Origin of the sequence: Pseudomonas sp. GLN_2 (assembly GCF_043106005.1) — a bacterium.
Taxonomy (GTDB): Bacteria; Pseudomonadota; Gammaproteobacteria; order Pseudomonadales; family Pseudomonadaceae; genus Aquipseudomonas; species Aquipseudomonas alloputida.
This window is the reverse complement of sequence record NZ_JBICMC010000103.1, coordinates 1-23,973: the sequence shown is the minus strand read 5'-3', so window position 1 is coordinate 23,973 and position 23,973 is coordinate 1. Positions and strand designations below refer to the sequence as shown.

At 60.6% G+C, this 23,973-nt stretch carries 28 protein-coding genes and 1 tRNA gene; 8 read left to right on the top strand and 21 right to left on the bottom strand.

Annotation, left to right across the window (positions count from 1 at the left end):
• Positions 1-55 precede the first annotated feature (55 nt).
• The 8 genes from ACF8Q6_RS25085 to thrS form a co-directional block, all read right to left on the bottom strand.
• On the bottom strand, positions 56-412 hold the full coding sequence (locus ACF8Q6_RS25085; RefSeq protein WP_003250681.1) for a MerR family transcriptional regulator: 357 nt from the start codon (positions 410-412) through the stop codon (positions 56-58).
• Complete coding sequence (gene ihfA / locus ACF8Q6_RS25080) at positions 393-695, bottom strand: integration host factor subunit alpha (RefSeq protein WP_003250679.1); 303 nt, start codon at positions 693-695, stop codon at positions 393-395. Before ihfA ends, ACF8Q6_RS25085 begins: the two co-directional genes overlap by 20 nt.
• A gap of 4 nt (positions 696-699) precedes the next feature.
• Positions 700-3,081: a phenylalanine--tRNA ligase subunit beta gene (pheT, locus tag ACF8Q6_RS25075; protein WP_392493093.1), complete on the bottom strand. Its 2,382-nt coding sequence runs from the start codon at positions 3,079-3,081 to the stop codon at positions 700-702.
• A gap of 31 nt (positions 3,082-3,112) precedes the next feature.
• Positions 3,113-4,129, bottom strand: coding sequence for a phenylalanine--tRNA ligase subunit alpha (pheS, locus tag ACF8Q6_RS25070; protein WP_003250674.1), 1,017 nt, complete (start codon positions 4,127-4,129; stop codon positions 3,113-3,115).
• Between the two features lie 109 nt (positions 4,130-4,238).
• Complete coding sequence (rplT, locus tag ACF8Q6_RS25065; protein ID WP_003250671.1) at positions 4,239-4,595, bottom strand: 50S ribosomal protein L20; 357 nt, start codon at positions 4,593-4,595, stop codon at positions 4,239-4,241.
• Positions 4,596-4,622: 27 nt separating this feature from the next.
• On the bottom strand, positions 4,623-4,817 hold the full coding sequence (rpmI, locus tag ACF8Q6_RS25060) for a 50S ribosomal protein L35 (protein WP_003250667.1): 195 nt from the start codon (positions 4,815-4,817) through the stop codon (positions 4,623-4,625).
• A 60-nt stretch (positions 4,818-4,877) separates the two neighbouring features.
• Positions 4,878-5,429 carry a translation initiation factor IF-3 gene (gene infC, locus ACF8Q6_RS25055; RefSeq protein ID WP_012052879.1) on the bottom strand — a complete coding sequence of 184 codons (552 nt, stop codon included), beginning with the start codon at positions 5,427-5,429 and terminating at the stop codon, positions 4,878-4,880.
• On the bottom strand, positions 5,429-7,351 hold the full coding sequence (gene thrS / locus ACF8Q6_RS25050; RefSeq protein WP_003250660.1) for a threonine--tRNA ligase: 1,923 nt from the start codon (positions 7,349-7,351) through the stop codon (positions 5,429-5,431). The genes infC and thrS overlap by 1 nt, the downstream gene beginning before the upstream one ends.
• Positions 7,352-7,689: 338 nt before the next feature.
• On the opposite strand from thrS, the gene ACF8Q6_RS25045 reads away from it, so the two are divergent.
• On the top strand, positions 7,690-7,995 hold the full coding sequence (locus ACF8Q6_RS25045; protein WP_012052881.1) for a hypothetical protein: 306 nt from the start codon (positions 7,690-7,692) through the stop codon (positions 7,993-7,995).
• A gap of 162 nt (positions 7,996-8,157) precedes the next feature.
• The gene (locus tag ACF8Q6_RS25040; RefSeq protein WP_003250656.1) at positions 8,158-8,370 is read left to right on the top strand and encodes a cold-shock protein; all 213 of its coding nucleotides are present in this window, start codon (positions 8,158-8,160) and stop codon (positions 8,368-8,370) included.
• A 200-nt stretch (positions 8,371-8,570) separates the two neighbouring features.
• Here ACF8Q6_RS25040 and ACF8Q6_RS25035 read toward each other — a convergent pair whose 3' ends face one another.
• Positions 8,571-8,891 (bottom strand): I78 family peptidase inhibitor, encoded by a 321-nt coding sequence (locus tag ACF8Q6_RS25035; protein WP_012052882.1) that lies wholly within the window; start codon positions 8,889-8,891, stop codon positions 8,571-8,573.
• 274 nt (positions 8,892-9,165) lie between these two features.
• Here ACF8Q6_RS25035 and ACF8Q6_RS25030 point away from each other — a divergent pair, with 274 nt between their 5' ends.
• Positions 9,166-9,378, top strand: coding sequence for a hypothetical protein (locus ACF8Q6_RS25030; RefSeq protein WP_003250649.1), 213 nt, complete (start codon positions 9,166-9,168; stop codon positions 9,376-9,378).
• Here ACF8Q6_RS25030 and ACF8Q6_RS25025 read toward each other — a convergent pair.
• The 7 genes from ACF8Q6_RS25025 to ACF8Q6_RS24995 form a co-directional block, all read right to left on the bottom strand.
• Positions 9,350-10,351 carry a nucleoside hydrolase gene (locus tag ACF8Q6_RS25025; RefSeq protein ID WP_392490120.1) on the bottom strand — a complete coding sequence of 334 codons (1,002 nt, stop codon included), beginning with the start codon at positions 10,349-10,351 and terminating at the stop codon, positions 9,350-9,352. The two genes, ACF8Q6_RS25030 and ACF8Q6_RS25025, sit on opposite strands and share 29 nt — an antisense overlap.
• A 64-nt stretch (positions 10,352-10,415) precedes the next feature.
• The gene (gene rbsD / locus ACF8Q6_RS25020) at positions 10,416-10,814 is read right to left on the bottom strand and encodes a D-ribose pyranase (RefSeq protein ID WP_003250646.1); all 399 of its coding nucleotides are present in this window, start codon (positions 10,812-10,814) and stop codon (positions 10,416-10,418) included.
• A complete protein-coding gene (rbsK, locus tag ACF8Q6_RS25015) occupies positions 10,811-11,719 on the bottom strand; it encodes a ribokinase (RefSeq protein ID WP_274145474.1) in 909 nt (302 codons plus the stop codon). Before rbsK ends, rbsD begins: the two co-directional genes overlap by 4 nt.
• Positions 11,720-11,734: 15 nt before the next feature.
• Entirely contained in the window at positions 11,735-12,757 is a 1,023-nt protein-coding gene (locus ACF8Q6_RS25010; RefSeq protein ID WP_003250641.1) for a LacI family DNA-binding transcriptional regulator, read from the bottom strand.
• 4 nt (positions 12,758-12,761) lie between these two features.
• Positions 12,762-13,757: an ABC transporter permease gene (locus tag ACF8Q6_RS25005; RefSeq protein WP_010953403.1), complete on the bottom strand. Its 996-nt coding sequence runs from the start codon at positions 13,755-13,757 to the stop codon at positions 12,762-12,764.
• Entirely contained in the window at positions 13,754-15,307 is a 1,554-nt protein-coding gene (locus ACF8Q6_RS25000) for a sugar ABC transporter ATP-binding protein (protein ID WP_064491415.1), read from the bottom strand. Before ACF8Q6_RS25000 ends, ACF8Q6_RS25005 begins: the two co-directional genes overlap by 4 nt.
• Positions 15,308-15,327: 20 nt before the next feature.
• Entirely contained in the window at positions 15,328-16,287 is a 960-nt protein-coding gene (locus ACF8Q6_RS24995) for a sugar ABC transporter substrate-binding protein (protein ID WP_392490119.1), read from the bottom strand.
• A 367-nt stretch (positions 16,288-16,654) separates the two neighbouring features.
• Between ACF8Q6_RS24995 and ACF8Q6_RS24990 the strand changes: the two genes are divergently transcribed.
• Positions 16,655-17,743, top strand: coding sequence for an asparaginase (locus tag ACF8Q6_RS24990; protein ID WP_003250634.1), 1,089 nt, complete (start codon positions 16,655-16,657; stop codon positions 17,741-17,743).
• 122 nt (positions 17,744-17,865) lie between these two features.
• On the opposite strand, the gene ACF8Q6_RS24985 is transcribed toward ACF8Q6_RS24990, so the two are convergent.
• Positions 17,866-19,740: a sigma 54-interacting transcriptional regulator gene (locus ACF8Q6_RS24985; protein ID WP_392490118.1), complete on the bottom strand. Its 1,875-nt coding sequence runs from the start codon at positions 19,738-19,740 to the stop codon at positions 17,866-17,868.
• A gap of 200 nt (positions 19,741-19,940) precedes the next feature.
• On the opposite strand from ACF8Q6_RS24985, the gene cynS reads away from it, so the two are divergent.
• The 4 genes from cynS (at position 19,941) to ACF8Q6_RS24965 (ending at position 22,432) form a co-directional block, all read left to right on the top strand.
• A complete protein-coding gene (gene cynS / locus ACF8Q6_RS24980) occupies positions 19,941-20,381 on the top strand; it encodes a cyanase (protein WP_392490117.1) in 441 nt (146 codons plus the stop codon).
• A 64-nt stretch (positions 20,382-20,445) separates the two neighbouring features.
• Positions 20,446-21,270, top strand: coding sequence for a formate/nitrite transporter family protein (locus ACF8Q6_RS24975; protein ID WP_004574329.1), 825 nt, complete (start codon positions 20,446-20,448; stop codon positions 21,268-21,270).
• A 220-nt stretch (positions 21,271-21,490) separates the two neighbouring features.
• Positions 21,491-21,733 (top strand): DUF1654 domain-containing protein, encoded by a 243-nt coding sequence (locus ACF8Q6_RS24970; RefSeq protein ID WP_012273132.1) that lies wholly within the window; start codon positions 21,491-21,493, stop codon positions 21,731-21,733.
• 6 nt (positions 21,734-21,739) lie between these two features.
• On the top strand, positions 21,740-22,432 hold the full coding sequence (locus ACF8Q6_RS24965; RefSeq protein ID WP_392494210.1) for an endonuclease: 693 nt from the start codon (positions 21,740-21,742) through the stop codon (positions 22,430-22,432).
• Positions 22,433-22,435: 3 nt separating this feature from the next.
• Here the strand turns inward: ACF8Q6_RS24965 and ACF8Q6_RS24960 are convergent, their stop codons facing one another.
• The 4 genes from ACF8Q6_RS24960 to ACF8Q6_RS24945 form a co-directional block, all read right to left on the bottom strand.
• Complete coding sequence (locus ACF8Q6_RS24960) at positions 22,436-22,861, bottom strand: GTP pyrophosphokinase (RefSeq protein ID WP_392494211.1); 426 nt, start codon at positions 22,859-22,861, stop codon at positions 22,436-22,438.
• Positions 22,862-23,038: 177 nt separating this feature from the next.
• The gene (locus ACF8Q6_RS24955) at positions 23,039-23,608 is read right to left on the bottom strand and encodes an SPOR domain-containing protein (protein ID WP_392494213.1); all 570 of its coding nucleotides are present in this window, start codon (positions 23,606-23,608) and stop codon (positions 23,039-23,041) included.
• Between the two features lie 131 nt (positions 23,609-23,739).
• A tRNA-Val gene (locus ACF8Q6_RS24950) sits at positions 23,740-23,816 on the bottom strand.
• Positions 23,781-23,973, bottom strand: a 193-nt coding sequence (locus ACF8Q6_RS24945) for a hypothetical protein (protein ID WP_392499639.1), incomplete at its 5' end; no start/stop codon positions are given. The genes ACF8Q6_RS24945 and ACF8Q6_RS24950, both read right to left, overlap by 36 nt.

The window sequence follows — 23,973 nt, the reverse complement described above, 5'->3', positions numbered from 1 at the left end:
ATCTGATAAATGAAAGCTTTTTCTCAAAAAATTTTCCACTCATCAGAAACCCGGTTTACTTCTTCAACACCACCAACACATCCTCCAATTCAACAATCATCTGCCGAATCAGCTGCTTGTACTGGCTGGATTCATCTTTAGCCTCATCACTGGAGAGCCTCAACCGCGCCCCGCCAATGGTGAACCCCTGATCATACAGCAGCGCACGAATCTGGCGGATCATCAGCACATCCTGGCGCTGGTAATACCGCCGGTTCCCCCGCCGCTTCACAGGGTTCAGCTGGTCGAACTCCTGCTCCCAATACCGCAGCACGTGTGGCTTTACGGCACACAACTCGCTCACTTCACCAATGGTGAAGTAGCGTTTGCCCGGTATGGGGGGCAGTTCGTCGTTATGGCTTGGTTCCAGCATAGGCCTCAACCCGGGCCTTCAACTTCTGCCCTGGACGAAAGGTGACGACGCGCCGTGCGGTGATCGGGATCTCTTCCCCTGTCTTGGGGTTGCGGCCCGGCCGCTGGCGTTTGTCGCGAAGGTCGAAGTTGCCGAAACCGGACAGCTTGACCTGCTCGTTCTCTTCAAGCGCGTGCCGAATTTCTTCGAAAAACAGCTCGACCAGCTCCTTGGCCTCACGCTTGTTAAGCCCCAGCTCCTCGTACAGCCTTTCGGCCATCTCAGCTTTCGTCAGAGCACCCATGCCGTTATTTCCTTAACGTGGTGTTCAACCTTTGTTCGAGCGAGGTGAGGATGTTTTGCAGGGTAGTGTTCACCTCATCGTCGTTAAGAGTGCGCGATGGATGCTGCCAGGTCAAGCCGACGGCAAGGCTTTTTCTATCAGGATCAATGCCTTTACCTTGGTACACATCAAACAGCCTGAGGTCTGTGAGCCATTCGCCTGCATTGTCACGAATTAATTCAAGCACCGCGCTAGAAGCCACATCACGTCCTGCGATCAAAGCCAGGTCACGACGGGTTTCCGGGAACTTGGACAGTTCGCTGAATTTCGGCAGGCGGCCTTCGACCACGTCGCCCAGCACCAGCTCGAACAGGAACACCGGGCGGTCCAGGCCCAGGGCCTTGGCCAGCTCTGGGTGAATGGCGCCGAGGTAGCCGACCAGTTTACCGTCACGCTCGATGGCAGCGGTCTGGCCTGGGTGCAGGGCTGGGTGTTTGCCGGCGCTGAAGGTGAAGTCGCTCAGGGCGCCGGAGTAGCCCAGCAGGGCTTCCACGTCGGCTTTGACGTCGAAGAAGTCGACGCCGTCGCGGCCGTTGGCCCAGCCTTCTGGCAGGCGGCTGCCGGTGATGACGCCGGCAATCATTGGCTGCTGCTGCAGGTCACCCAGTTGGCCGACAAAGCGCAGGCCGCTTTCGAACAGGCGCACGCGGTCTTGCTGGCGGTTCAGGTTGTGCTGCAGTGCCTTGACCAGGCCCGGCCACAGCGAGGCGCGCATGGCGGCCATGTCGCTGGAGATGGGGTTGGCCAGCAGCAGCGGCTCTACGCCCGGGCTGAACAGTTCGAACAGTTTCGGGTCGATGAAGCTGTAGGTGATGGCTTCCTGGTAGCCGCGGGCCACCAGCAGGCGGCGCAGGGTCGGCAGGTCACCACGGGTTTCCGGCTTGCCCTGTGGCGCCAGGCGCGCCTGAGGGTAGCGGACCGGCAGGTTGTTGTAGCCGTACAGGCGAGCCAGCTCTTCGATCAGGTCCACTTCCAGGCTGATGTCGAAGCGGTGGCTTGGAACGGTGACGGTCCACTGCCCTTCCGCACTTTTAACCGTGGTCAGTTCCAAGGCGTTGAGCAACTGCTCGACCTGGGCTGGGTCCATTTCCATGCCAAGCATCTGGGTGATGCGTTCGGCGCGCAGGGTGACCGGGGCTACTTGTGGCAGGTGCTGCTCGCTGACCGCTTCAACCACAGGGCCGGCTTCGCCGCCAACGATGTCCAGCAGCAACTGGGTGGCGCGCTCCATGGCTTCGCGGGCCAGTTGCGAGTCGACGCCGCGCTCGTAGCGGTGCGAGGCATCGGTGTGCAGGCCGTAGGAACGGGCTTTACCGGCCACGGAAATCGGCTCGAAGAAGGCGCTTTCCAGGAACAGGTCGCGGGTTTTTTCGGTGTTCACACCGCTGTGCTCGCCCCCCATGACGCCGGCGATGGCCAAGGCGCGGGTGTGGTCGGCGATCACCAGGGTGTCAGCACGCAGGGCCACTTCCTGGCCGTCGAGCAGTACGAGTTTTTCGCCCTCTTCGGCCATGCGCACGCGGATGCCGCCGTTGATTTCCGCCAGGTCGAAGGCGTGCATCGGCTGGCCGAGTTCGAGCATCACGTAGTTGGTGACGTCGACGGCGGCGTCGATGCTGCGAACGTCGCTGCGGCGCAGGCGCTCGACCATCCACAGTGGGGTTGGCTTGCTCAGGTCGACGTTACGGATAACGCGGCCCAGGTAGCGCGGGCAGGCAGCCGGGGCGCTGACTTCGACCGGGCGCACTTCGTCATGGGCGGCCGCTACGGCTGGCACCACCGGGCGGGTGACCGGGGTGTCGTACAGGGCGCTGACGTCGCGGGCCAGGCCGGCGATGGACAGGCAGTCGCCGCGGTTCGGGGTCAGGCCGATTTCGATGCTGGCATCATCCAGGCTCAGGTACGTGCGAATGTCTTCGCCAACCGGAGCGTCGGCAGCCAGTTCCAGCAGGCCGTCGTTTTCTTCGCTGATCTGCAGTTCGGCAGCCGAGCACAGCATGCCGAAGGACTCGACACCGCGCAGCTTGGCCTTCTTGATCTTGAAGTCGCCTGGCAGTTCGGCACCGATCATGGCGAACGGGATCTTGATGCCTGGGCGGGCGTTAGGGGCGCCGCACACAACCTGGAAGGTTTCCTGGCCGCTGCTTACCTGGCACACGCGCAGCTTGTCGGCGTCCGGGTGTTGTTCGGTGGCGAGAATTTCGCCCACGACGATGCCGCTGAACTGGCCGGCAGCGGGGGTAACGCTGTCAACTTCGAGGCCGGCCATGGACAGGCGGGCGACCAGTTCGTCACGGGAGACTTGCGGGTTGACCCAACCGCGCAGCCACTGTTCACTGAATTTCATGCTGTTCTCCTGAAAGTTGCGTCGATTGGGCCTAGCGGAATTGGGCTAGGAACCGCAGGTCGTTGTCGAAGAACAGACGCAAATCGTTGACGCCATAACGCAGCATGGCCAGGCGCTCGGCACCCATGCCGAAGGCGAAGCCCTGGAACTCCTCTGGGTCGATGCCGGACATGCGCAACACATTCGGGTGCACCATGCCGCAGCCCATCACTTCCAGCCAGCCGGTTTGCTTGCACACGCGGCAGCCGTTGCCGGAACACATCACGCACTGGATGTCGACTTCTGCAGACGGCTCGGTGAAGGGGAAGAACGATGGGCGGAAACGGACCGCCAGTTCTTTCTCGAAGAATACGCGCAGGAATTCTTCGATGGTGCCCTTGAGGTCGGCGAAGTTGATATCGCGATCGATCAGCAGGCCTTCGACCTGGTGGAACATCGGCGAGTGGGTGATATCCGAGTCGCAGCGGTATACGCGGCCCGGGCACACAATGCGGATGGGCGGCTGGGTGGACTCCATGGTCCGCACCTGCACCGGCGAGGTGTGGGTGCGCAGCAGCATGTTGGCATTGAAGTAGAAGGTGTCGTGCATCGCCCGCGCCGGGTGGTGGCCAGGGATGTTGAGCGCTTCGAAGTTGTGGTAGTCGTCTTCCACCTCTGGGCCTTCGGCAATGCCGTAGCCAATGTGGGTGAAGAACTGCTCGATGCGCTCGAGTGTACGGGTGATCGGGTGCAGGCCACCGGTGGCCTGGCCGCGGCCTGGCAGGGTGACGTCAATGCATTCGGCAGCCAGGCGAGCGCTGAGCTCGGCTTCTTCAAAGGCAGCCTTGCGGGCATTGAGCACAACGGTGACGCGCTCTTTGGCGTCGTTGATCAGCGCGCCGACTTTCGGCCGCTCTTCGGCTGGCAGGTTGCCCAGGGTCTTCATCACCTGGGTCAGCTCGCCCTTCTTGCCGAGATAATTAACCCGGATCTGTTCCAGGGCGTTGATGTCTTCAGCGCGTTCCACGGCCTCTAGGGCTTGGGAGACCAGCGCATCCAGGTTTTCCATGTACAGACTCCAGATACGAAAATAGGGGAAGAGCTTTGAAGGCTCTTCCCCTATCGATGACGTTCAATGCCCGGCAGCGCTAGCACCGCCGGGTGATTGTCGCGGGTACTTAAGCCAGAACGGCTTTAGCTTTCTCGACAATCGCAGCAAACGCCGCTTTTTCGTTCACTGCCAGATCAGCCAGAACCTTACGGTCGATTTCGATCGAAGCCTTTTTCAGGCCAGCAATCAGACGGCTGTAGGACAGACCGTTGGTGCGGGCACCGGCGTTGATACGAGCGATCCACAGTGCGCGGAACTGACGCTTCTTCTGGCGACGGTCGCGGTAGGCGTATTGGCCTGCCTTGATGACCGCTTGCTTGGCTACACGGAATACGCGCGAACGTGCACCGTAGTAACCTTTAGCCAGTTTCAGAATTTTTTTGTGACGCTTACGAGCGATAACGCCGCGCTTAACACGAGCCATGAGTAACTTCCTCTATCTTAACCAGAATTAACGAACGCGCAGCATGCGCTCGACTTTTGCGACGTCGGACGGGTGCAGCAAGCTGGCACCGCGCAGTTGACGCTTACGCTTGGTCGACATTTTGGTCAGGATGTGGCTCTTGAAAGCGTGCTTGTGCTTGAAGCCCGAAGCTGTCTTCAGGAAGCGCTTCGCAGCACCGCTCTTGGTTTTCATTTTTGGCATGTTGGAACTCCGCATTCGATAAAATTACACATAATCATCAGGCCTGCCGTGCCCGGGAGATTACTTCTTTTTCTTGGGGGCGATGACCATCATAAGCTGGCGTCCTTCCATCTTCGGATGCTGCTCAACGGTGCCGTATTCGGCGAGGTCGGCTTCGACCCGCTTCAACAGCTCCATGCCCAGCTCCTGGTGGGCCATCTCACGACCACGGAATCTCAGAGAGATCTTGGCCTTGTCCCCATCGGTAAGGAAACGTACCAGGTTGCGTAGTTTTACCTGGTAATCCCCATCCTCCGTCCCTGGACGAAACTTGATTTCTTTGATCTGGATCTGCTTCTGGTTTTTCTTGGCTTCGTTAGCCTGCTTCTTCTTCTCGAAGAGGTGCTTGCCGTAGTCCATGACCTTGCAGACGGGTGGTACCGCGTCTGCAGAGATTTCTACCAGGTCCAGCTTCGCTTCATCAGCGATACGCAGCGCTTCATCAATCGAGACGATGCCAACCTGCTCGCCGTCTGCGCCAATTAACCGAACCTCGCGGGCCGAGATATTCTCGTTGATCGGGGCCTTCGGTACAGCACGCTTATCGTTTCTCATTTCACGCTTAATAGTCATTACTCCGATTCTTGGCGACCACGCCGGGAAACCGCTTGTGTCAGCAGCTCAACGAATTGGGCGACGGGCATGGAGCCCAGGTCTGCGCCTTCGCGAGTACGCACAGCGACGGTTTGCGTTTCGACTTCGCGGTCCCCTATAACCAAAAGGTACGGGACCTTGAGCAAAGTATGCTCGCGGATTTTAAAGCCGATCTTCTCATTTCTCAAGTCCGACTTGGCACGGAAACCGCTTCCGTTCAGAGATTTCTCAACCTCGAGGGCGAAATCGGCCTGCTTGTCGGTGATATTCATGATCACCGCCTGGGTTGGGGCCAGCCACGCCGGGAACACACCAGCATAGTGCTCGATCAGCATGCCGATGAAGCGCTCGAACGAACCGAGGATGGCGCGGTGCAGCATGACCGGGCGAACTCGGCTGTTATCTTCGGCGATATAGCTGGCATCCAGACGCTCTGGCAGGTTCGGGTCGTACTGCAGGGTACCGCACTGCCAGTTACGGCCGAGGCAGTCGCGCAGGGTAAACTCGATTTTCGGGCCGTAGAAGGCCCCCTCGCCCGGCTGGTATTCCCACTCAAGGCCGGATTCGTTCAGGGCGTCGGCCAGCGCTGTTTCAGCACGGTCCCACAACTCTTCAGAACCGACACGCTTGGCCGGACGAGTGGACAGTTTCATGGCGATGTCGCTGAAACCGAAGTCCTTGTACACGTCCAGGGTCAGCTTGATGAAGTCGGCGGCTTCTTTCTTCACCTGTTCTTCGGTGCAGAAAATGTGCGCATCGTCCTGTACGAAGCCACGCACGCGCATGATGCCGTGCAGGGCGCCCGACGGCTCGTTACGGTGGCAGGCACCGAACTCGGCCAGACGCAGCGGCAGGTCGCGGTAGCTTTTCAGGCCCTGGTTGAACACCTGCACGTGGCACGGGCAGTTCATCGGTTTTACCGCGTAGTCACGGCTTTCCGACGAAGTGGTGAACATGTTTTCGGCATAGTTGGACCAGTGACCGGAACGCTCCCACAGGATGCGGTCGACAACCTGCGGGGTCTTGATTTCCTGGTAGCCGTTTTCGCGCTGCACGCCACGCATGTACTGCTCGAGTACCTGGTAGACGGTCCAGCCGTTGGCGTGCCAGAACACCATGCCCGGGGCTTCTTCCTGCAGGTGGAACAGGTCGAGCTGCTTGCCGATCTTGCGGTGGTCGCGTTTTTCGGCTTCTTCGATGCGCTGGATGTACGCAGCCAGCTGCTTCTTGTCAGCCCAGGCCGTGCCGTACACGCGCTGCAGCTGCTCGTTCTTGGCATCGCCACGCCAGTAGGCGCCTGACAGCTTGGTCAGCTTGAATGCCTTGAGGAAGCGGGTGTTCGGCACGTGCGGGCCACGGCACATGTCGACGTATTCTTCGTGGTAGTACAGGCCCATGGCCTGTTCATCCGGCATGTCTTCGACCAGACGCAGTTTGTAGTCTTCGCCACGGGCCGTGAACACATCGATGACTTCGGCGCGCGGGGTCATTTTCTTGACCACGTCGTAGTCTTTTTCGATCAGCTCCATCATGCGCTTTTCGATGGCGGCCATGTCTTCTGGGGTGAAGGGGCGCTCGTAGGCGATGTCGTAATAGAAGCCTTCGTCAATGACCGGGCCGATCACCATCTTGGCGGTCGGGTACAGCTGCTTCACGGCGTGGCCAACCAGGTGGGCGCACGAGTGACGAATGATCTCCAGTCCCTCTTCATCTTTAGGGGTGATGATCTGCAGTGTGGCGTCGTTGCTGATCAGGTCACACGCATCGACCAGCTTGCCGTCGACCTTGCCGGCCACAGTGGCCTTGGCCAGGCCAGCGCCGATGGAAGCGGCTACTTCGGCTACGGATACGGCGTGATCGAACGAACGTTGACTGCCATCGGGAAGAGTAATAACGGGCATGGCGCCTCCTCTCCTAGTGGTGACCCCTACCAAAGGTCACGTGGGTTGGGATGAGCCAGTACAAGATCCGACCTGCCTTCCGGTAAAAGGAAGCCTGCCCCACAGTGGCAGAAGCCTTTCGGCTTGTCAGGGACGAACCAGAGTGACTGGAAAGAAAAAAGATAGCTGCAGCCGGCAACAGTGCGACCGCAAGCCGAGCATGCTAGCACGCGGGTTGCACCCCAGGCAGAAATATTTGGAAATTGCACCGCAGCGGTGAACTAACGCGGAAAAATACCGCTCAGACTTTGGGAAGCAACCTACTCTTGATGAGACCTTAACCCAAGGAGTAACTGGTGATGCGAGTTCCGTCTCTTCTGGCCCTGGCGGCCGCTGGCGCCCTGCTGCTGCCCGTGGCTGCGAACGCCGGCAACTTCCCAGCCGGGAAGGAGGCCGCCTACATGACCCAGTGCACGCAAGTGGCCAGCGGCCAGGGCGTTGACGCTGCCACCGCAAAAAAACACTGCGACTGCGGCGCGCAAGCCATCAAAAAGAACTTCACCGACGCTGAGATTGCCGACCTCGACAGCAAGGACGGCGTTGACGCCAAACTGATGCAGAAGGCGCAGTCGGTGGTGAAACAGGCCTGCGCACCGAAGAGCTGAAACCTTAAAGCCGGTGATGACCAGCCATTCTTTGAGCTGGATCAATATCCTGCGAAGGTAAAAGGCGCTAGATGCGCAGAATTAGACTATGATGTATCCCGTGCTCCGTAGCCTCGGCCGCATTGCACCACTGAAAAAACTAAATGTTCTGGAGATTCACCCATGTCCAATCGCCAACAAGGCACCGTCAAATGGTTCAATGATGAGAAAGGCTACGGCTTCATCACCCCAGCAGGCGGCGGCGACGACCTGTTCGTACACTTCAAAGCCATCGAATCTGACGGCTTCAAGAGCCTGAAAGAAGGCCAGACTGTTTCCTTCGTCGCCGAGCGCGGCCAGAAGGGCATGCAGGCTGCACAGGTTCGTCCGGAGTAATTCGGATAGCTGTAAAAAAACCCGCCCTTGTGGCGGGTTTTTTTATGGGTGATGCATCATCTGAGTGGGGCGGGATTGCCTGCGAAACAGACTGTAGGGTGAATGGCACGGGCTTCGCCCGTGTTCGCGGGTAAACCCGCTCCTACAGGCGACTGCGCAGGCTTTTCACATTTTGCGCAAGGCAGTTGCCTGCCCGTGCATCAACCGCAGTTGACGCGGGTTACCCTGCCCTGCTCGTCCACGTTCAGGTTCAGGCGCTCGGAGCGGTACTCCAGGGTCACCACGTCGTGCGGCTTGAGAATGCGCGCCATCTGCGAGCCACTGGCCTTGCGTGCCTGCTCCAGCAATTCGGCGCTGGCCTGCTTGCCCAGGGCAAAGTCGGCACCACTGGCTTCGCAGCGGCCATCGTTGCCCGCTGGCGCGGCCGGCGCGGCACCACCATCAGCATTGCCACCAGTGCTGCAACCCGCCAGGACAGCAGCCACAGCCAGAGTTGCCAGGTAAGCACGGGTACGGAACATGAAGCCTCCTAAATCGGTCCGGGAACTGCCTGATCCGACAGCTCCGCTCATCATTTGTTGCAAAACCGGTCAAGTCTGCCTGAACTGCAGCAGCGAGGCGAAAAGCAATCGTGACCGGATTTTGCACAACACGCTGCGTTTGCCATATGCTTAGCTCGCACGGTCACCGGCGCAAAGCCATGATTTGCTGCAAGAAGTGGAGCGCATCCCGCCTCCATCGAACACCAGGGTCAGGTGTTCCTCCTTCGTTCCGGGCCCCTAGCGAGAGCTTTTCATGAGCACCCACAGCATCGATGCCGATATCAAGGTCAAATGGGCCGAGGGCCAGAGCGCGTACAGCCCTGGCACACCGGAAGAGTTGCTGTTGATCGCCATCGACCTGTTGGTGCGCGACAACGGTGCCGAGGCGGCACGCAGCTTCATCGACCAGGTGTTCGAGCGCTACGCGCCGCACGCGGCTATTCCAATCGCGCCAGACGGTCACTGAGCAGGTCGAACAGCCCCTGGGCATCACCCTGGTCCACCCACAGCACATTTGCCGGCTGCTTGAGTACACCGTACCAGTCTGCAACTGTCTGGCCGAAAGTGGGCCCTTCGCGGCTGTCGATGCTCATGTGGATACGCCGGCCACTGAACAGCTCGGGCTTTAACAGGTAGGCGATGACGCTGGCGTCGTGCACAGGGCCGCCAGGTATGCCATACACGTCCATATCGTGGGTGATGTAAGCATTGAGGATATCCACCACGCGCTTGCTGGCCTGGTTGCTCACGGCTGCCAGTTGCTTCAGGCGAGCGTTACTGGTCAGCAGCTTGTGCGTGACATCCAGCGGCAGGTAGGTCAGCTGCACGCCGCTGGCCAGCACCACTTCGGCGGCGTGCGGGTCGGCGTAGAGGTTGAACTCCGCCACCGGGGTGATGTTGCCACCATTGAAATGGGCTCCCCCCATGACCACCACCTCTTTGATGCCGTTGACGATGCCCGGGCGCTGAATCAGCGCCAGGGCCAGGTTGGTCTGCGGGCCGAGCATGGCGACGGTGATGCTGTGCGGTTTGGCTGCGCTGAGGGTATCGACCAGGTATTGCACGGCATTGCCCTGGGCCAGAGGCGCTTTCGGCTCGTGCACCGGTACACCGGTGAGGCCTTCTTCGCCATGAACGTCGGCGGCGTAGATCGGCGTGCGCACCAATGGGCGGCCGGCACCGGCGTACACCGGTATGTCTTCGCGCCCCGCCCATTCGCGGGCCAGGCGGGCATTGCGCGAGGTCTTGTTTAGGCGCACGTTGCCGGCCACAGTGGTGATGGCGCGGATATTGAGTTCGTTGGGCGAAGCCATGGCCAGAAACAGCGCGACCACGTCGTCCGCGCCGGGATCGGTGTCGATGATCAGGTCGATGGGTGCGGCCTGGAGGGTGGAGGCTGTGGCCATGAAGACGACTCCTTGTAGCAGGGACTTGAGCATGGATGGCACTCCTTTTGCCTATGAATCATGCGTTTACACAGCCCGGCGTCCTTTGTGGAAGCGGCTAGAAGGTGACGCCGGAGATGAGGGCAATGTTGCTATAGGGCTGGCACTCGCCTGTACGCACCACCGCACGAGCACTGCGCGACAGCACTTTGAAATCCTCATGGGTCAGCCATTCGCGCTTGCCCAGCTTGCCCTTCAGTCGCTCGATTTCGACCAGCGCGGGTGGCACCACTTTCTGCATTTCTTCGGCCAGCACGTGGCGCTCAACCTGCAATTCGCTCAGCACCACCCGCAGCACACTGGCGAAGTCCGGCAGGCCAGGCGTAATGGCCAGGTCGATCAGCTCGACACCCGGCGGCACCGGCAGCCCGGCATCGCCGATCACCAGGATATCGCCATGCCCCATGCCGGCAATGACTCGCGACAGGGCAACGTTCAGCAGCGGGGTTTTCTTCATGGCGTCAGCTCCGCCAGGTAGGGAATCGACGGTTGGGCACCGGCACGGGTAACCGACAATGCCGCGGCACGCTGGCCAAAGGCGATCGCCTCCCCCTCCTCCAGCCCACGCACCAGGCCGGCAGCAAAGCCACCAATGAAGGTATCGCCGGCAGCGGTGGTGTCCAGCGGTTGCACGCGCGGCGCCGGATAGTGCTGATGGCCTTGGGCAGTAACCAGCAAGGCACCTTGCGCACCCAAGGTGATGATCACTTTGCCTGCCCCCAGCTGCAGCAAGCGCTCGCCTGCGCGCCGGGCACTGTCCTGGTCGGTCACCGCCACACCGGTCAAGGCTTCGGCCTCGCTTTCGTTAGGGGTAAGGTAATCGATATGCGCAAACCAGTCCGCTGGCAAGGGGCCGGTAGCGGGTGCTGGGTTCAGGATGACCTGCTTGCCCAGCTCACGCGCCCTGGCCAGTGTGCACGCCACAGTGTCAGTGGGCACTTCCAGCTGGCAGATGACCACCTCGGCGGCCTGCAGCAGTGCATCGAAACGCAGCACCGACTGCGGCGTCAGCAGGCCGTTGGCGCCGGGAATGATGACAATACAGTTCTGGCTGGCAGCATCCACCGTGATCAGCGCCACACCGCTGGACGTGCCCGGGCAGGTACTGACACCCTGACAGTCGATACCCTCGACATACAAGGCCCGGTGCAGTTGCCGCCCGTAGTCATCATCCCCCACATTGCCGATCATCGCCACGCTGCCCCCCAGCCGCGCTACCGCCACCGCCTGGTTGGCACCCTTGCCGCCCGGCACCGTGAAAAAGCTATCGCCGGGGAGTGTTTCGCCGGCCCGTGGCAGGCGCTGGGCGCGGACCACCAGGTCCATGTTGAGGCTGCCGACCACCACAACCTTGGCATTCATGACGTTTCCTTAGCGTTAGCGGTATTCATTGAACAGGTCCGGGCGCGGCCCGGTGGACTCACGCAAGACGATACGCGGGGCGACAATGCGCTGCTCCGCCGCGCCTTGCCGGGGCGTAGCGATACGCGTCAGCAGCAACGAGGCAGCGCTCTCGCCCAGCTCGCGGATCGACTGGCCCACGGTGGTCAGTGGTGGGTACACGTAGCGGCTCAGTTCGATGTCGTCGAAGCCGATCACCGACAGCTCGCCGGGTACGCTGATATTGCGTTCGGCTGCAGCGCGCAGCACACCAAAGCCGATCATGTCGTTGCCGGCAAAAATCGCCGAGGGCCGCTTGCCTTCCAGCACCTGCGCCGCCGCTGCATGACCACCCGGGCTGGTGAAGTCGCAGTGCAGTACACGGCTGCCCAGTACAGGCGCACCGGCTTCGGCCATGGCACGGCGGAAGCCGCTCAGGCGCAGCTGGGTGACCCCGGTTTCGGCGGGGCCGCCGATATAGGCGACGTCGCGATGGCCCAGCTCCAGCAGGTGCTGGGTGGCCAGGTACGCCCCCTGCTCGTGGTCAATGCGCACCAGGTCGGCATCGACGCCTTCCAGCTCACGGTCGACGATGACCATTGGCGTGCGCACACCCGCCAGGCTTTGCAGCAGGTCGTCGTCCTGGCCCACCGAGGCCACTACCAGGCCGTCGATGCGTTTTTCCAGCAGCACGCGCAGGTAGCTGCGCTGCTTCTGCGGGTTGTCGTCGGAGTTGCACAGGATCACGCAATAGCCGTTGCGCTCGCAGGCGTCTTCGATACCCCGCGCCAGCTCGGCGAAGTACGGGTTGACGCTGTTGGGCACCAACAGGCCGATGGTGGCCGTGCTGCGCGCTTTCAGCGAGCGCGCCACCGCACTGGGCACGTAATCCAGTTCGATGATGGCGGCTTCCACCTTCAGCCGCACCTGTTCGCTGACCGGACGGGTCTTGTTGAGTACATGGGACACGGTGGTGTAGGAAATACCCGCCAGTGCCGCGACGTCTTTGATGGTTGCCATGGTGTCAGTTCCGCCGGCCCGCGCGCCGGCTACGGTAAGTGTCGAGCACAACGGCGATGACGATCACCGCCCCGGTGATGATGCGTTTGGTCGGCTCGCTGGCACCGATCTGCGCCAGCCCGGCGGCCAATACGGAAATGATCAGTACGCCAAAGAAGGTGCTGATGACCGAGCCACGCCCGCCCATCAGGCTGGTACCGCCGATCACGACGGCGGCAATGACCTGCAGCTCCAGGCCAGACCCGGCGTTGGGGTCGGCGGCTTCCAGCCGCGAGATCTGGAACAGTGCGGCCAGGCCGGCGAGCAGGCCCATCAGGGCGAACACCAGCACTTTGTAAGGGCGCGGATCGATACCGGCCAGGCGCACGGCCTCTTCGTTGGTGCCGATACCGATCAGGTAACGGCCGAACACCGTGCGCGTCAGTACCAACTGGGCGAGCACGATCACCAGCAAGGCGATGATAAACGCTGGCGAAACACCAAAGGCGACCGGGTTGGAGAACCAGGCATAGGCGTCGCCGATATAGGCGGTGCGCGAGTCGGTGAACTGGTAGGCCAGGCCACGGGCCATCTCCAGCACACCAAGCGAGACGATGAACGACGGGATGCGCCAGGCCACGGTGACGCCACCGGTAATGCTGCCGGCCAATGCGGCCACAGCCATGCCCAGCAGCGCCGAGGGCAGCACGCCCCAGCCCCAGCCGAGTATCGCCACGCTCACCGTCGAGGCGGCCAGCGCCAGCACCGAGCCCACCGACAGGTCGATGCCGCCGATGATCAACACGAAGGTCATGCCCACCGCCAGCACCATCAGGTCCGGGATCTGGTTGGCCAGCGTGCTGAAGGTGCCATACGACCAGAAGTGGCTGCTGAGGAACGAGAACAGCACGATCATCGCCAGCAAGGCGCCAGCCAGGCCTAGGTAGGTGCCCAGGCCAAAGTAGGTACCGCTGCGGCGCACGGGGGCGGCGTCCTGGTTGTTGAGCGGGGTGGTTTTCATGCATCCATCCTGGGGGCTGCATCATGCAGCAGCGCGTCACGTTTCTGATAACCGGCGAAGGCGGCGGCAAGCAACTGGTCCTGGCTCCAATGATCACGCGCGAAGGTGTCGATCAGGCGGCCGGCGGACAGCACGGCGATGCGGTCGCAAATCAGCATCAGTTCTCGCAGGTCACTGGACACCACCACCAAGGCCTTGCCTTGGCGCGCCAGCTCGGCCAGCAGGCCATAAATGTCGAACTTGGCGCCCACATCGATGCCACGCGTGGGTTCGTCGAACAGCAGCACCTGGCAATCGCGCTCCAGCCAGCGGCCAATCACCACTTTTTGCTGGTTACCGCCAGACAGCTCACCCACCACCTGCTGCGCGCCGGCACTGCGAATGCGCATGGCCTGGATCTGGCGTTCGGCCAAGGCTTTTTCCGCTTCGCCATCGAGCACGCCGGCCCGCGATACCGCGCCCAGGTTGCCCAATGCAATGTTGGCGCTGATCGACTGCGTCAACAGCAGGCCCTCGCCTTTGCGGTCTTCGGTTATCAGCGCGATACCGGCCCGCACTGCAGCCTTGGGCGAGTCGATGTTTACCGCCTGCGGCGGTTGGCCGAGCGCGATACCGCCGCTGTCGGCGCGATCGGCACCATAGATCAGGCGCAACAGCTCGGTACGGCCGGCGCCGATCAGGCCGGAAATGCCAAAAATCTCCCCTGCCCTGACTTCGAACGACACCTCGCGCACCTTGTCGCCGCGGCACAACTTGTCGACCTTGAGCAGCGGTGCACCCATCTGCCGTCGGCCAAGGTCGATATGCTCGCCCAGCTCGCGGCCGACCATCAGGTTGACCAGCTCGGCGCTGCTGTAGCGCTGGATCGGCTCGTCGCACACCAGCTTGCCATCGCGCAGCACAACGATGCGTTGGGCCACCCGCTGCAACTCTTCCAGGCGATGCGAGATATAGACGATGGCCACGCCGCGCGCGCGCAGGCGCTCGATCTGGGTGAACAGCAACGCCACCTCGCGCGCAGTGAGCATGGCAGTGGGTTCATCCAGGATCAGCACATGGCAGTCACCGATCAGGTTGCGGGCAATCTCGACCATTTGCTGATGGCCGATGCCCAGCTCGCCGACAGGGGTGTCCGGGTCGATGGCGTCGAGCCCGACCCGAGCCATGGCGGCCGTTGCCAGCTGGCGCAGGCGCTTGTGGCTGATCCAGCCGAAACGGCTGGGCAGGTTGTCGAGAAACAGGTTTTCCGCCACGGTCAGCGTCGGCAGCAGGTTCAGCTCCTGCATGACCATGCGCACACCAAGGCGTTCGGCCTCGCTGCGGCTGCCGGGCGCGTAGGCCTGGCCACGGTAGGTCATGTGCCCGGTGGTGGGCACCTCCAGGCCGCTGATGAGCTTGGACAACGTACTCTTGCCCGCGCCGTTCTCGCCGGTCAGGGCCAGCACTTCACCGGCGCGCAGGCTCAGGCTGACCTCGCCGAGCACGGGCTGGGCGTAGGTCTTGCCCAGGCCGCTGGCGGCAAGCACCACTTCATTGGCCGATGCAGGCATGGCCGATTCTCCTGGCAGCATCAGGGCTTCTTGGTGATGAGTTCGACCGGGGTCTGAATGACGTTGTCGGCATCCACATCAGGCTTTTCGCCCTTGACCATTTTCAGCGCCGCCTGAATGCCATACACCGCCTGCTGGCTGGCGGCCTGGTCGAGGGTGGCAAGCACGCGACCGTCTTCAAGCATTGGCTTGATGGCATTGATGTTGTCATAGCCCACCACTTGCACCTGGCCGGCCTTGCCAGCGGCACGCACGGCGGACACAGCGCCCAGTGCCATGCTGTCGTTTCCGGCCAGCAAGGCCTTCAGGTCGGGGTATTCGTTGAGCATGGAGGCGGCGACGGCATTGCCTTTGTCGATCTCCCAATTGCCGCTTTGTACTGAGACGATGTTCATCTGCGCGGCGCCCATGGCGTCCTTGAAGCCAGCGGTACGCTGCTGGGCGTTGGTGGTGGTCGGCACGCCTTCGATAATGCCCACCTGGTCGCCGGCCTTGAGCTTCTGGCTGGCCAGGTAATCGCCAACCAGGCGCGCGCCCTTGCGGTTATCGGGGCCGACGAAGGGAACGCTGATGCCTTTGCTCTTGAGCAGGTCAGGGTCCAGACGGTTGTCGATGTTGATCACCACCACGCCCTGGTCCATGGCCTTCTTCACCGCCGACACAAGTGCTTTCGAGTCAGCCGGTGCAATCACCAGCGCCTTGGCGCCGGCATTGACCATCTGCTCGACGATGCGGATCTGCTCGCCAGTGTCGGTCTCGTTCTTGATGCCGTTGGCGATCAGGTCGAACTCGTCGGCGTGGGCTTTCTGGTAGTCCTTGGCGCCGTCTTCCATGGTGCGGAAGAACTCGTTGGCCAGCGACTTCATGACAAGGGCGACCTTGGGCTTGTCTTCAGCGTGGGCGGCAGACAATGGCAAGGCGAGGCTAAGCGAGGAAATGACAGCGAGGGCCAGCAGACGACCGGGGAACGGCAGCTTCATGAACGATGACTCCGAATCTTGTGTTTTTTATCGGATCGCAAACGTTTGCGTTGACCAACTATGGTAACAGGACCGTTGTTTGTCAAATCCGTTTGGCTTTCGGAGGCCAAAGTGCTGCTGGGGCCGATTATGCAGTCTTTTCCGAAAAACCGAACACCTTTTCCTTTATTTGTTCGGAATTACGAATGCAATGCTGCCTTTGGCAGGCGCGGTTCAATGCAACACCACACATTGTCGGGGCTGCTACACAGCCCATTGCAACGCACGGCCACTCCAACCCAGGCAACGCGTGGTGCCTTGGTACGAAAAATGCCTATAGCCCTGCGCGACTCAATAACTATCTCACTAGGAAGCGAGAACAATAACGATGAATGCCGCACTCAAAACCTTCGCCCCCAGCGCACTCGCCCTGCTGCTGATCCTGCCATCCAGCGCCTCGGCCAAAGAAGCCGAAACCCAACAGAAGCTGGCCAACGTGGTCATCCTCGCCACCGGCGGCACCATTGCCGGCGCCGGCGCCAGCGCTGCCAACAGCGCCACTTACCAGGCTGCCAAGCTGGGCGTCGACAAGCTCATCGCTGGCGTGCCAGAACTGGCCGACATCGCCAACGTACGTGGCGAGCAAGTGATGCAGATCGCCTCCGAGAGCATCAGCAATGACGACCTGCTGAAGCTGGGCAAGCGCGTCGCCGAGCTGGCCGAAAGCAAGGACGTGGACGGCATCGTCATCACCCACGGCACCGACACCCTCGAAGAAACCGCCTACTTCCTCAACCTGGTAGAGAAGACCGACAAGCCAATCGTGGTGGTCGGCTCGATGCGTCCGGGTACCGCCATGTCCGCCGACGGCATGCTCAACCTGTACAACGCCGTGGCCGTAGCCAGCGACAAGCAGTCGCGTGGCAAGGGCGTGCTGGTGACCATGAACGACGAGATCCAGTCCGGCCGCGATGTAAGCAAGGCGGTCAACATCAAGACCGAAGCCTTCAAGAGCGCCTGGGGCCCGATGGGCATGGTGGTGGAAGGCAAATCGTACTGGTTCCGCCTGCCGGCCAAGCGCCATACAGTCAATTCCGAGTTCGATATCAAGCAGATCAGCAGCCTGCCGCAGGTGGACATTGCCTATGGCTATGGCAACGTCACCGACACCGCCTACAAGGCGCTGGCACAGAACGGCGCCAAGGCGCTGATCCATGCCGGTACCGGCAACGGTTCGGTATCGTCGCGGGTAGTCCCGGCGCTGCAAGAACTGCGCAAGAACGGCGTGCAGATCATCCGCTCGTCGCATGTCAACCAGGGTGGTTTCGTACTGCGTAACGCCGAACAGCCGGATGACAAGAACGACTGGGTCGTGGCTCACGACCTGAACCCGCAAAAAGCGCGGATCCTGGCGATGGTGGCAATGACCAAGACCCAGGACAGCAAAGAGCTGCAACGCATCTTCTGGGAGTACTGATCAACCCCCCATGGCCGGTGCCCCGCATCACCGGCCATGCTTCCTTTCCAGATCAACCCGCCCCGCCGCCACTCAACTGGGCTCGCATCAGCGGGTTTCTTCTCTGGCTTGCGCAAGCGGCTCTATTTGTAATCTCTCGGATCAACGCCCCACTTCTTGAGTCGAGACGCCAAGGTTGTGGGCTTCAACCCCAGCAATTGCGCAGCACCACCCTCGCCGGAGACTTTCCCTGCTGTTCGTTTGAGCACAGAGATCGCATTCAGCTTCATCTGCCGCTCCCAGTCTTTGTCGGCAGTCGGCTCAGGCTGGCATTGTGCAATTGAAGATACTGGGCCACTGGACGGGCCGTTTGGCGCCAGAACCTCATGAAAGCTCACGCGACCGTCTCGGGAGACGATGGTCTGTCGCTCAATCACATTTTGAAGCTCGCGGATGTTGCCTGGCCAGGCGTACTGCTGAAGCACCGCGACTTGGGTCAGCGACATGCGAATGCCCGGCTTGTTAAACGCCAGGCTAGCCCTTTCAAGAAAATGGCTGGCGAGCAACGGAATGTCCTCAAGTCGCTCCCGCAAGGGCACCGAGCGTATAGGGAACACATTCAAGCGGAAGTATAAATCTTCCCGGAACGCCCCTCGGGCGACCATATCGCGCAGGTCACGGTTCGTTGCGGCGATAACTCGCACATCAACGGCCCTGGTGCGATTGTCGCCTACAGGCTCAAACTGGCGGTCCTGTAGAACACGGAGCAACTTGCTTTGTAGCTCCAGCGGAATCTCTCCCACCTCATCGAGAAACAGGGTTCCGCCGTCTGCCAACTCAAAGCGACCCACTCGGTTGCTGACCGCTCCGGTGAAGGCCCCTTTGAGGTGGCCGAAGAACTCGCTCTCGAACAATTCACGGGGCACCGCGGCGCAATTGACCCGAATCAGAGGGCGGTCGCGCCGGGGGCTGCTGGCATGAATAGCGCGAGCCACAAGCTCTTTGCCCGTGCCTGACTCGCCGGTGACCAACACGTTGGCGTCGGTAGCTGCGACCAGGTCGATCTGCTGTAACAGATGCTTGACCGCTGGGCTTTCGCCGACGATCTCGTGGTGATTGCCGTGGGCGTTGATTTCCTCCTGCAAGTATTGGTTTTCCATCTCCAGCCGAGTCTTCAACTGCTCTACTTCACTTAGCGCATCGCGCAGGCGCGCTTCAGTGCGCTGTCGTTCGCGGATGTCCCGAAACAACACCACCGCCCCCACCAGCCTTCCCATCTCGAAGATTGGAGTGCTGGTGTACTCGACGGCGATTGGTTCGCCGCTCTTGTGCCAGAACACCTCGTGGTCCACGCGATGAACTTGTCCATCGCTGAACGAAGCATGGATGGGGCACTGATTGACCTCGAACGCACGTCCGTCGCTATGGCTGTGGTGGAACAAATGGTGGGCATCCTGGCCAATCATGTCGACGGCACTCCACCCCAGAATACGCTCGGCGGCGGGGTTGATGAACGTGGTCTGGCCCCGGGTATCGAGCCCATAGATGCCCTCGCCAACTGCACCAAGAATCAGCCGGTTTTGCTGCTGGATGCGCTCGAACACCTGGCTGATCCGCTCCCATCCCACGTGACCCAAACGGTGTTGCCGGCGCGCCTCTGCACGGTTACGGCGCTGCTCCAGAAGGTCCCGGCGCTGCACCGCCAGTACAATTTTCCCGCCATCAACCGCGCTAGCCGAAACCTCCACCGCTATTTGCCGCAGTTGCAGATCCACCAGCAGCAGGTCGTCCGACCACGCTTCGCCTTGAGTCAGCACCTCATCCGTAAAGCTCACCCACAGTGCGATTCCCCCTCGCAGAAAATGGCTAAAGGCATGACCGGGCAGCTCATTTGCGGCGCAGCCCAGTAAATCAAGCGCGGCGTTGTTGGCTTGCAGTACCCGATCATCTACCGGGTGGATTAACAGCATGGCAACGGCGGAGTCGGCAGCGAATCCGAGGGCGACGGCGTCTGTCACAGATGCATATCCTTCAGCCGATTTTCACGAAATTTCGTAAACAATATTACGAGAGTTCGTAATTCACGAGATTTCGTCAACCCAATTCGCTATCAATAAAAAATAACCTAATAAAATCAGATAGTTAAAAAATAATGGAGATTGGCACATCTCTCGCTATGGGTGTGTTCACCTTAAACCAAATTGCGGGAGCAGAAATAATGAACAAACTTGAAATGCATCACCTGATCATGGCCGCGAAAGCACGCAAGGGCCTGAGCTGGGATGATCTTGCCAACGCAGTGGGCAAGGCCCCGGTATGGCTTGCATCGGTCTGCTATGGCATGAACAGCGCGCCGCTGGAAGTGGCAACGCATCTTTGCGAGGTATTGGAGCTGGATGATCAAGTCGCCACCACCTTGACCGCTTTCCCAGTCAAGGGCTGGGACAAGTCCATCCCTCAAGACCCGCTGATCTATCGACTGTACGAAGTCGTGGGCGTCTATGGCCCGACCCTGAAAGACGTGATCCAGGAAAAATTTGGCGACGGCATCATGAGTGCCATCGACTTTTCCATGCATGTCGAGCGAATCGAAGACCCCAAAGGCGACCGGGTTCTGTTGACCCTCAATGGCAAGTTCTTGCCATACCGTTCCTGGTAAACCCATCCAACCCTCGGCACCCCTCCAGGGGTGCCGCCTATTACCCGCAGTTGAGGGAGCCGCCATGTCTTATCTGCTACCCACCGATTTTGTCACCAAGATGCTCGATGCAGGCGCATCAAAGGTCCACATGTCCACTCGCGACACGCTGATCCGCAGCTACATGGCCGGGGCAATTCTGGCCCTGGCGGCCGTATTTGCAGTGACCATCGCAGTACAGACAGGCTCAGCCCTGCTAGGCGCAGTACTGTTTCCGGTTGGTTTTTCAATGCTCTACCTTATGGGCTTCGACCTGCTCACAGGGGTCTTCATGCTCACCCCGCTGGCATTACTGGACAAACGTCCCGGGGTCACCGTTAGGGGAATTCTGCGCAACTGGGGCCTGGTGTTCGTCGGCAACTTCGCCGGCGCCCTTACGGTCGCCTGCATGATGGCCTTCGTCTTTACCTATGGTTTCCATGCTTCCCCCGGTGCCGTGGGAGAGAAAATTGCCAGCATCGGTGAGGCCCGCACCCTGGGTTACGAGCAATACGGGCTGGCAGGCTGGTTGACGATCTTCCTGCGTGGCGTGCTGTGTAACTGGATGGTGTCGATGGGCGTGGTCGGCGCGATGATCTCCACCTCTGTGAGCGGCAAGGTGATCGCCATGTGGATGCCGATCATGCTGTTTTTCTTCATGGGCTTCGAGCACTCGGTCGTGAACATGTTCCTGTTCCCTTCCGCAATGATCATGGGCGGCGACTTCTCGCTCATGGACTACCTGGTGTGGAACGAAATCCCCACCGTACTGGGCAACCTGGTGGGCGGCCTGGCCTTCACGGGCCTGACGCTGTACGGCACCCACATCCGTACGGCCGCGAAGAAAGCCACCAGCGCAACAACCTGCTGAAGCGATAAAGAAGGCAGGCAGCCTCAGTCGCCGCCTGTCTCACTTCATACCCAGGACAAAAAAGAGGTTTTGCTTTGCACTGCCACTAACCCGAACATCGCTTACATTTCAGAACGGTGTCATGGCTTACAGACCAACGCTGGATTTCCCCTGACAAGCTGTTGCGAATTTACTTACAGTGAAATACTGTATGCACATACAGCAAAGCAAGGAAATTCCTGTGTCCAGCACCGCCTCCGCCACCCCGAGCAGCTATGAACAGCTGGGTGTACGCATCCAGAAGATCATCAACAGCCCCACCGCCCAGCGCAGCCGTGCGGCGCTGATCTTCCGCCTGGAACAGGAAAGCCCGGATGACTGGGAGACCCTGCTTGAGGAGATCGCAGAAAACGACAACGTCACCCTCGCCCATCGCGACGATGGCGGTGTGCAGATTTTCTGGACCGTACCGAAGGAAGATTGACGGCGCATGAGCGTTTCGCTTTTCGCAGCAGCTTGCCTGTTACTGACCACTCCGCTTGTTCAAGCCGACGCCCCGCGCACCTTCCAGGAGGCCAAGAAGGTCGCCTGGAAGCTCTATGCGCCGCAATCAACCGAGTTTTATTGCGGCTGTAAATACAAAGGCAACAAGGTCGACCTGGCATCTTGCGGCTATGCCCCACGCAAGAATGCCCAGCGCGCGTCGCGCATCGAGTGGGAGCACATCGTACCCGCCTGGCAGATCGGCCATCAGCGCCAGTGTTGGCAAAGCGGCGGGCGCAAGCAGTGCTCGCAGCATGACGACGTGTACAAACGCGCCGAAGCCGACCTGCACAACCTGGTGCCAAGCATCGGCGAGGTCAACGGCGACCGCAGCAACTTCAGCTTCGGCTGGCTACCAGAACAACGCGGCCAGTATGGCCGCTGCCTGACCCAGGTCGACTTCAAGGCCAAGAAGGTAATGCCGCGCCCGTCGATCCGCGGCATGATCGCCCGCACCTACTTCTACATGAGCAAGCAGTACAACCTGCGCCTGTCCAAACAGGACCGCCAGCTGTTCGAAGCCTGGAACAAGACCTACCCGCCGCAAGCCTGGGAGCAACAACGCAACCAACAGGTCGCCTGCGTGATGGGGCGAGGAAACGCGTTCGTGGGGCCGGTCAACCTCAAGGCGTGCGGTTGATCCTCAGGCCAGCGCCTGTAAATAGGCACTGGCTTGGCGATAACGGGCCAGCCGCGCCAGGTCGGCGGGGCCCGGGCAAGGGATGCGCGAGAGGTCGCTGTTGTCGGCCAGATCGGCCAGCTTGACGGTGCGCGCCAACGGGTCGTCGCCCAAGCGCACCACAAAATCCTGGTAAGGCTCGCCTTCGCGGCGACTAAGCGCCAGCAACGCAGCCAGGATTTTCAGCGCGAAGCCCTCACGCGCCAGGTCGGACAGGGTTAGCGGGGTGTCTTCGATCACATCGTGAAGCACCGCCACAATCCGCTGTTCAGGTGTGGAAACCCGCATCATCACGCGTAACGGGTGGAGGATATAAGCAGCCCCACCCTTGTCGTATTGCCCTTCATGCGCCCTGGCGGCCACGGCAATGGCCCGCTCCAGTGTAGACATGAGGCCCTCCCCGTTTGGCATCTCCCAACCCAAGCATAGCCAAACTTGTGTGAACAGCGCCTGACACAAGCCTTGGCCGCGGCGCCACTGTACCGGCTTAGGCGCTGTACGATAAGCCTTGATACTTGTTCATGCTGCGTTGAAACAGCCTGACCTGCGTCTCAAGACTTTGCGTACCTAGCGTGCTGCGCCGTGCTGGATGACAACCGAATCGGTACCTAGCTTGGCCATCACTTCATCCCTGCGCGCTTGCGCTTCTTCGCGGGTGGGGAACGGCCCCATCAGCACCACCGGCTTGCCGTCACGGTACTCCACCGAAGAGGAGATGCCCTTTTCGATCAGGCGCGCCGTCATATCGCTGAGTGCGCCCATGTTGGCGCCCTGTACCACTTCCACATCCCACCCCTGGGGCGCCGGCTGGTCTGCCAGCGCCTCAGCCCGGCGCTGCAGGTCGGCTCCGCCGCAAAGCTCGCGGATACGCAGGTTGTTGCCGGTTTCGTCAACGATGATGTCGTACTGGCCATCGCGCTTGATCGCCACGTAGCTGCGGTAGGCTTCGTACTGCCCGGCATCGTCCTTGCCGCGGACCTGACCGCAGATGGTGCCCTGGGTGTCGATCCGCACGTTGCCGAACTTGGCGGTCTTGGGGTTGTGCAGGTGTTCGGCCACCTGCTTGTGCACGCCTTCGACCTCGTTCTCACAGCCCGCCAGGGCGAGCACTGCCATTACCACAGCCAGTTTGCGCACGCGTGTACCTCCAGATTCGAAGGGGCGGATTCTAGCACGCCGGGGTATGCTCGAACCGCGACCAAACGTTACACGCTGCTTCGGGGGCAAATGCAAAAAGGGCGATCATTTCTGATCGCCCTTTTTCGATTTGGTAGGCACAATTGGACTCGAACCAACGACCCCCACCATGTCAAGGTGGTGCTCTAACCAACTGAGCTATGTGCCTGTCGTGTGGTGCGCATATTAGTGGCCCGATGCGTACCTGTAAAGCTTTTTTTTGAGAAAAATCAAAAACTTTCGAATGCGGGCGCTTCGCGTCCAGACCGCGGTTTTCCGGCACACGCGCAATGAACAATGAAAAAAGGGGTGACCCTTTCGGATCA

What these genes read in the sequence shown, in the direction of transcription:
- ACF8Q6_RS25010 (WP_003250641.1), bottom strand. Translation starts at nt 12,757, where the DNA reads ATGGCAACCATCAAAGACGTCGCGGCACTGGCGGGTATTTCCTACACC.
- rbsK (WP_274145474.1), bottom strand. Translation starts at nt 11,719, where the DNA reads ATGAATGCCAAGGTTGTGGTGGTCGGCAGCCTCAACATGGACCTGGTG.
- thrS (WP_003250660.1), bottom strand. Translation starts at nt 7,351, where the DNA reads ATGCCCGTTATTACTCTTCCCGATGGCAGTCAACGTTCGTTCGATCAC.
- ACF8Q6_RS24990 (WP_003250634.1), top strand. Translation starts at nt 16,655, where the DNA reads ATGAATGCCGCACTCAAAACCTTCGCCCCCAGCGCACTCGCCCTGCTG.
- ACF8Q6_RS24995 (WP_392490119.1), bottom strand. Translation starts at nt 16,287, where the DNA reads ATGAAGCTGCCGTTCCCCGGTCGTCTGCTGGCCCTCGCTGTCATTTCC.
- ACF8Q6_RS25040 (WP_003250656.1), top strand. Translation starts at nt 8,158, where the DNA reads ATGTCCAATCGCCAACAAGGCACCGTCAAATGGTTCAATGATGAGAAA.
- ACF8Q6_RS25085 (WP_003250681.1), bottom strand. Translation starts at nt 412, where the DNA reads ATGCTGGAACCAAGCCATAACGACGAACTGCCCCCCATACCGGGCAAA.
- ACF8Q6_RS25005 (WP_010953403.1), bottom strand. Translation starts at nt 13,757, where the DNA reads ATGAAAACCACCCCGCTCAACAACCAGGACGCCGCCCCCGTGCGCCGC.
- rpmI (WP_003250667.1), bottom strand. Translation starts at nt 4,817, where the DNA reads ATGCCAAAAATGAAAACCAAGAGCGGTGCTGCGAAGCGCTTCCTGAAG.
- ACF8Q6_RS24965 (WP_392494210.1), top strand. Translation starts at nt 21,740, where the DNA reads ATGAGCGTTTCGCTTTTCGCAGCAGCTTGCCTGTTACTGACCACTCCG.
- ACF8Q6_RS24960 (WP_392494211.1), bottom strand. Translation starts at nt 22,861, where the DNA reads ATGTCTACACTGGAGCGGGCCATTGCCGTGGCCGCCAGGGCGCATGAA.
- infC (WP_012052879.1), bottom strand. Translation starts at nt 5,429, where the DNA reads ATGACTATTAAGCGTGAAATGAGAAACGATAAGCGTGCTGTACCGAAG.
- ACF8Q6_RS25000 (WP_064491415.1), bottom strand. Translation starts at nt 15,307, where the DNA reads ATGCCTGCATCGGCCAATGAAGTGGTGCTTGCCGCCAGCGGCCTGGGC.
- ihfA (WP_003250679.1), bottom strand. Translation starts at nt 695, where the DNA reads ATGGGTGCTCTGACGAAAGCTGAGATGGCCGAAAGGCTGTACGAGGAG.
- ACF8Q6_RS25035 (WP_012052882.1), bottom strand. Translation starts at nt 8,891, where the DNA reads ATGTTCCGTACCCGTGCTTACCTGGCAACTCTGGCTGTGGCTGCTGTC.
- rplT (WP_003250671.1), bottom strand. Translation starts at nt 4,595, where the DNA reads ATGGCTCGTGTTAAGCGCGGCGTTATCGCTCGTAAGCGTCACAAAAAA.
- ACF8Q6_RS24975 (WP_004574329.1), top strand. Translation starts at nt 20,446, where the DNA reads ATGTCTTATCTGCTACCCACCGATTTTGTCACCAAGATGCTCGATGCA.
- cynS (WP_392490117.1), top strand. Translation starts at nt 19,941, where the DNA reads ATGAACAAACTTGAAATGCATCACCTGATCATGGCCGCGAAAGCACGC.
- pheS (WP_003250674.1), bottom strand. Translation starts at nt 4,129, where the DNA reads ATGGAAAACCTGGATGCGCTGGTCTCCCAAGCCCTAGAGGCCGTGGAA.
- ACF8Q6_RS25025 (WP_392490120.1), bottom strand. Translation starts at nt 10,351, where the DNA reads ATGCTCAAGTCCCTGCTACAAGGAGTCGTCTTCATGGCCACAGCCTCC.
- ACF8Q6_RS25045 (WP_012052881.1), top strand. Translation starts at nt 7,690, where the DNA reads ATGCGAGTTCCGTCTCTTCTGGCCCTGGCGGCCGCTGGCGCCCTGCTG.
- pheT (WP_392493093.1), bottom strand. Translation starts at nt 3,081, where the DNA reads ATGAAATTCAGTGAACAGTGGCTGCGCGGTTGGGTCAACCCGCAAGTC.
- ACF8Q6_RS25030 (WP_003250649.1), top strand. Translation starts at nt 9,166, where the DNA reads ATGAGCACCCACAGCATCGATGCCGATATCAAGGTCAAATGGGCCGAG.
- rbsD (WP_003250646.1), bottom strand. Translation starts at nt 10,814, where the DNA reads ATGAAGAAAACCCCGCTGCTGAACGTTGCCCTGTCGCGAGTCATTGCC.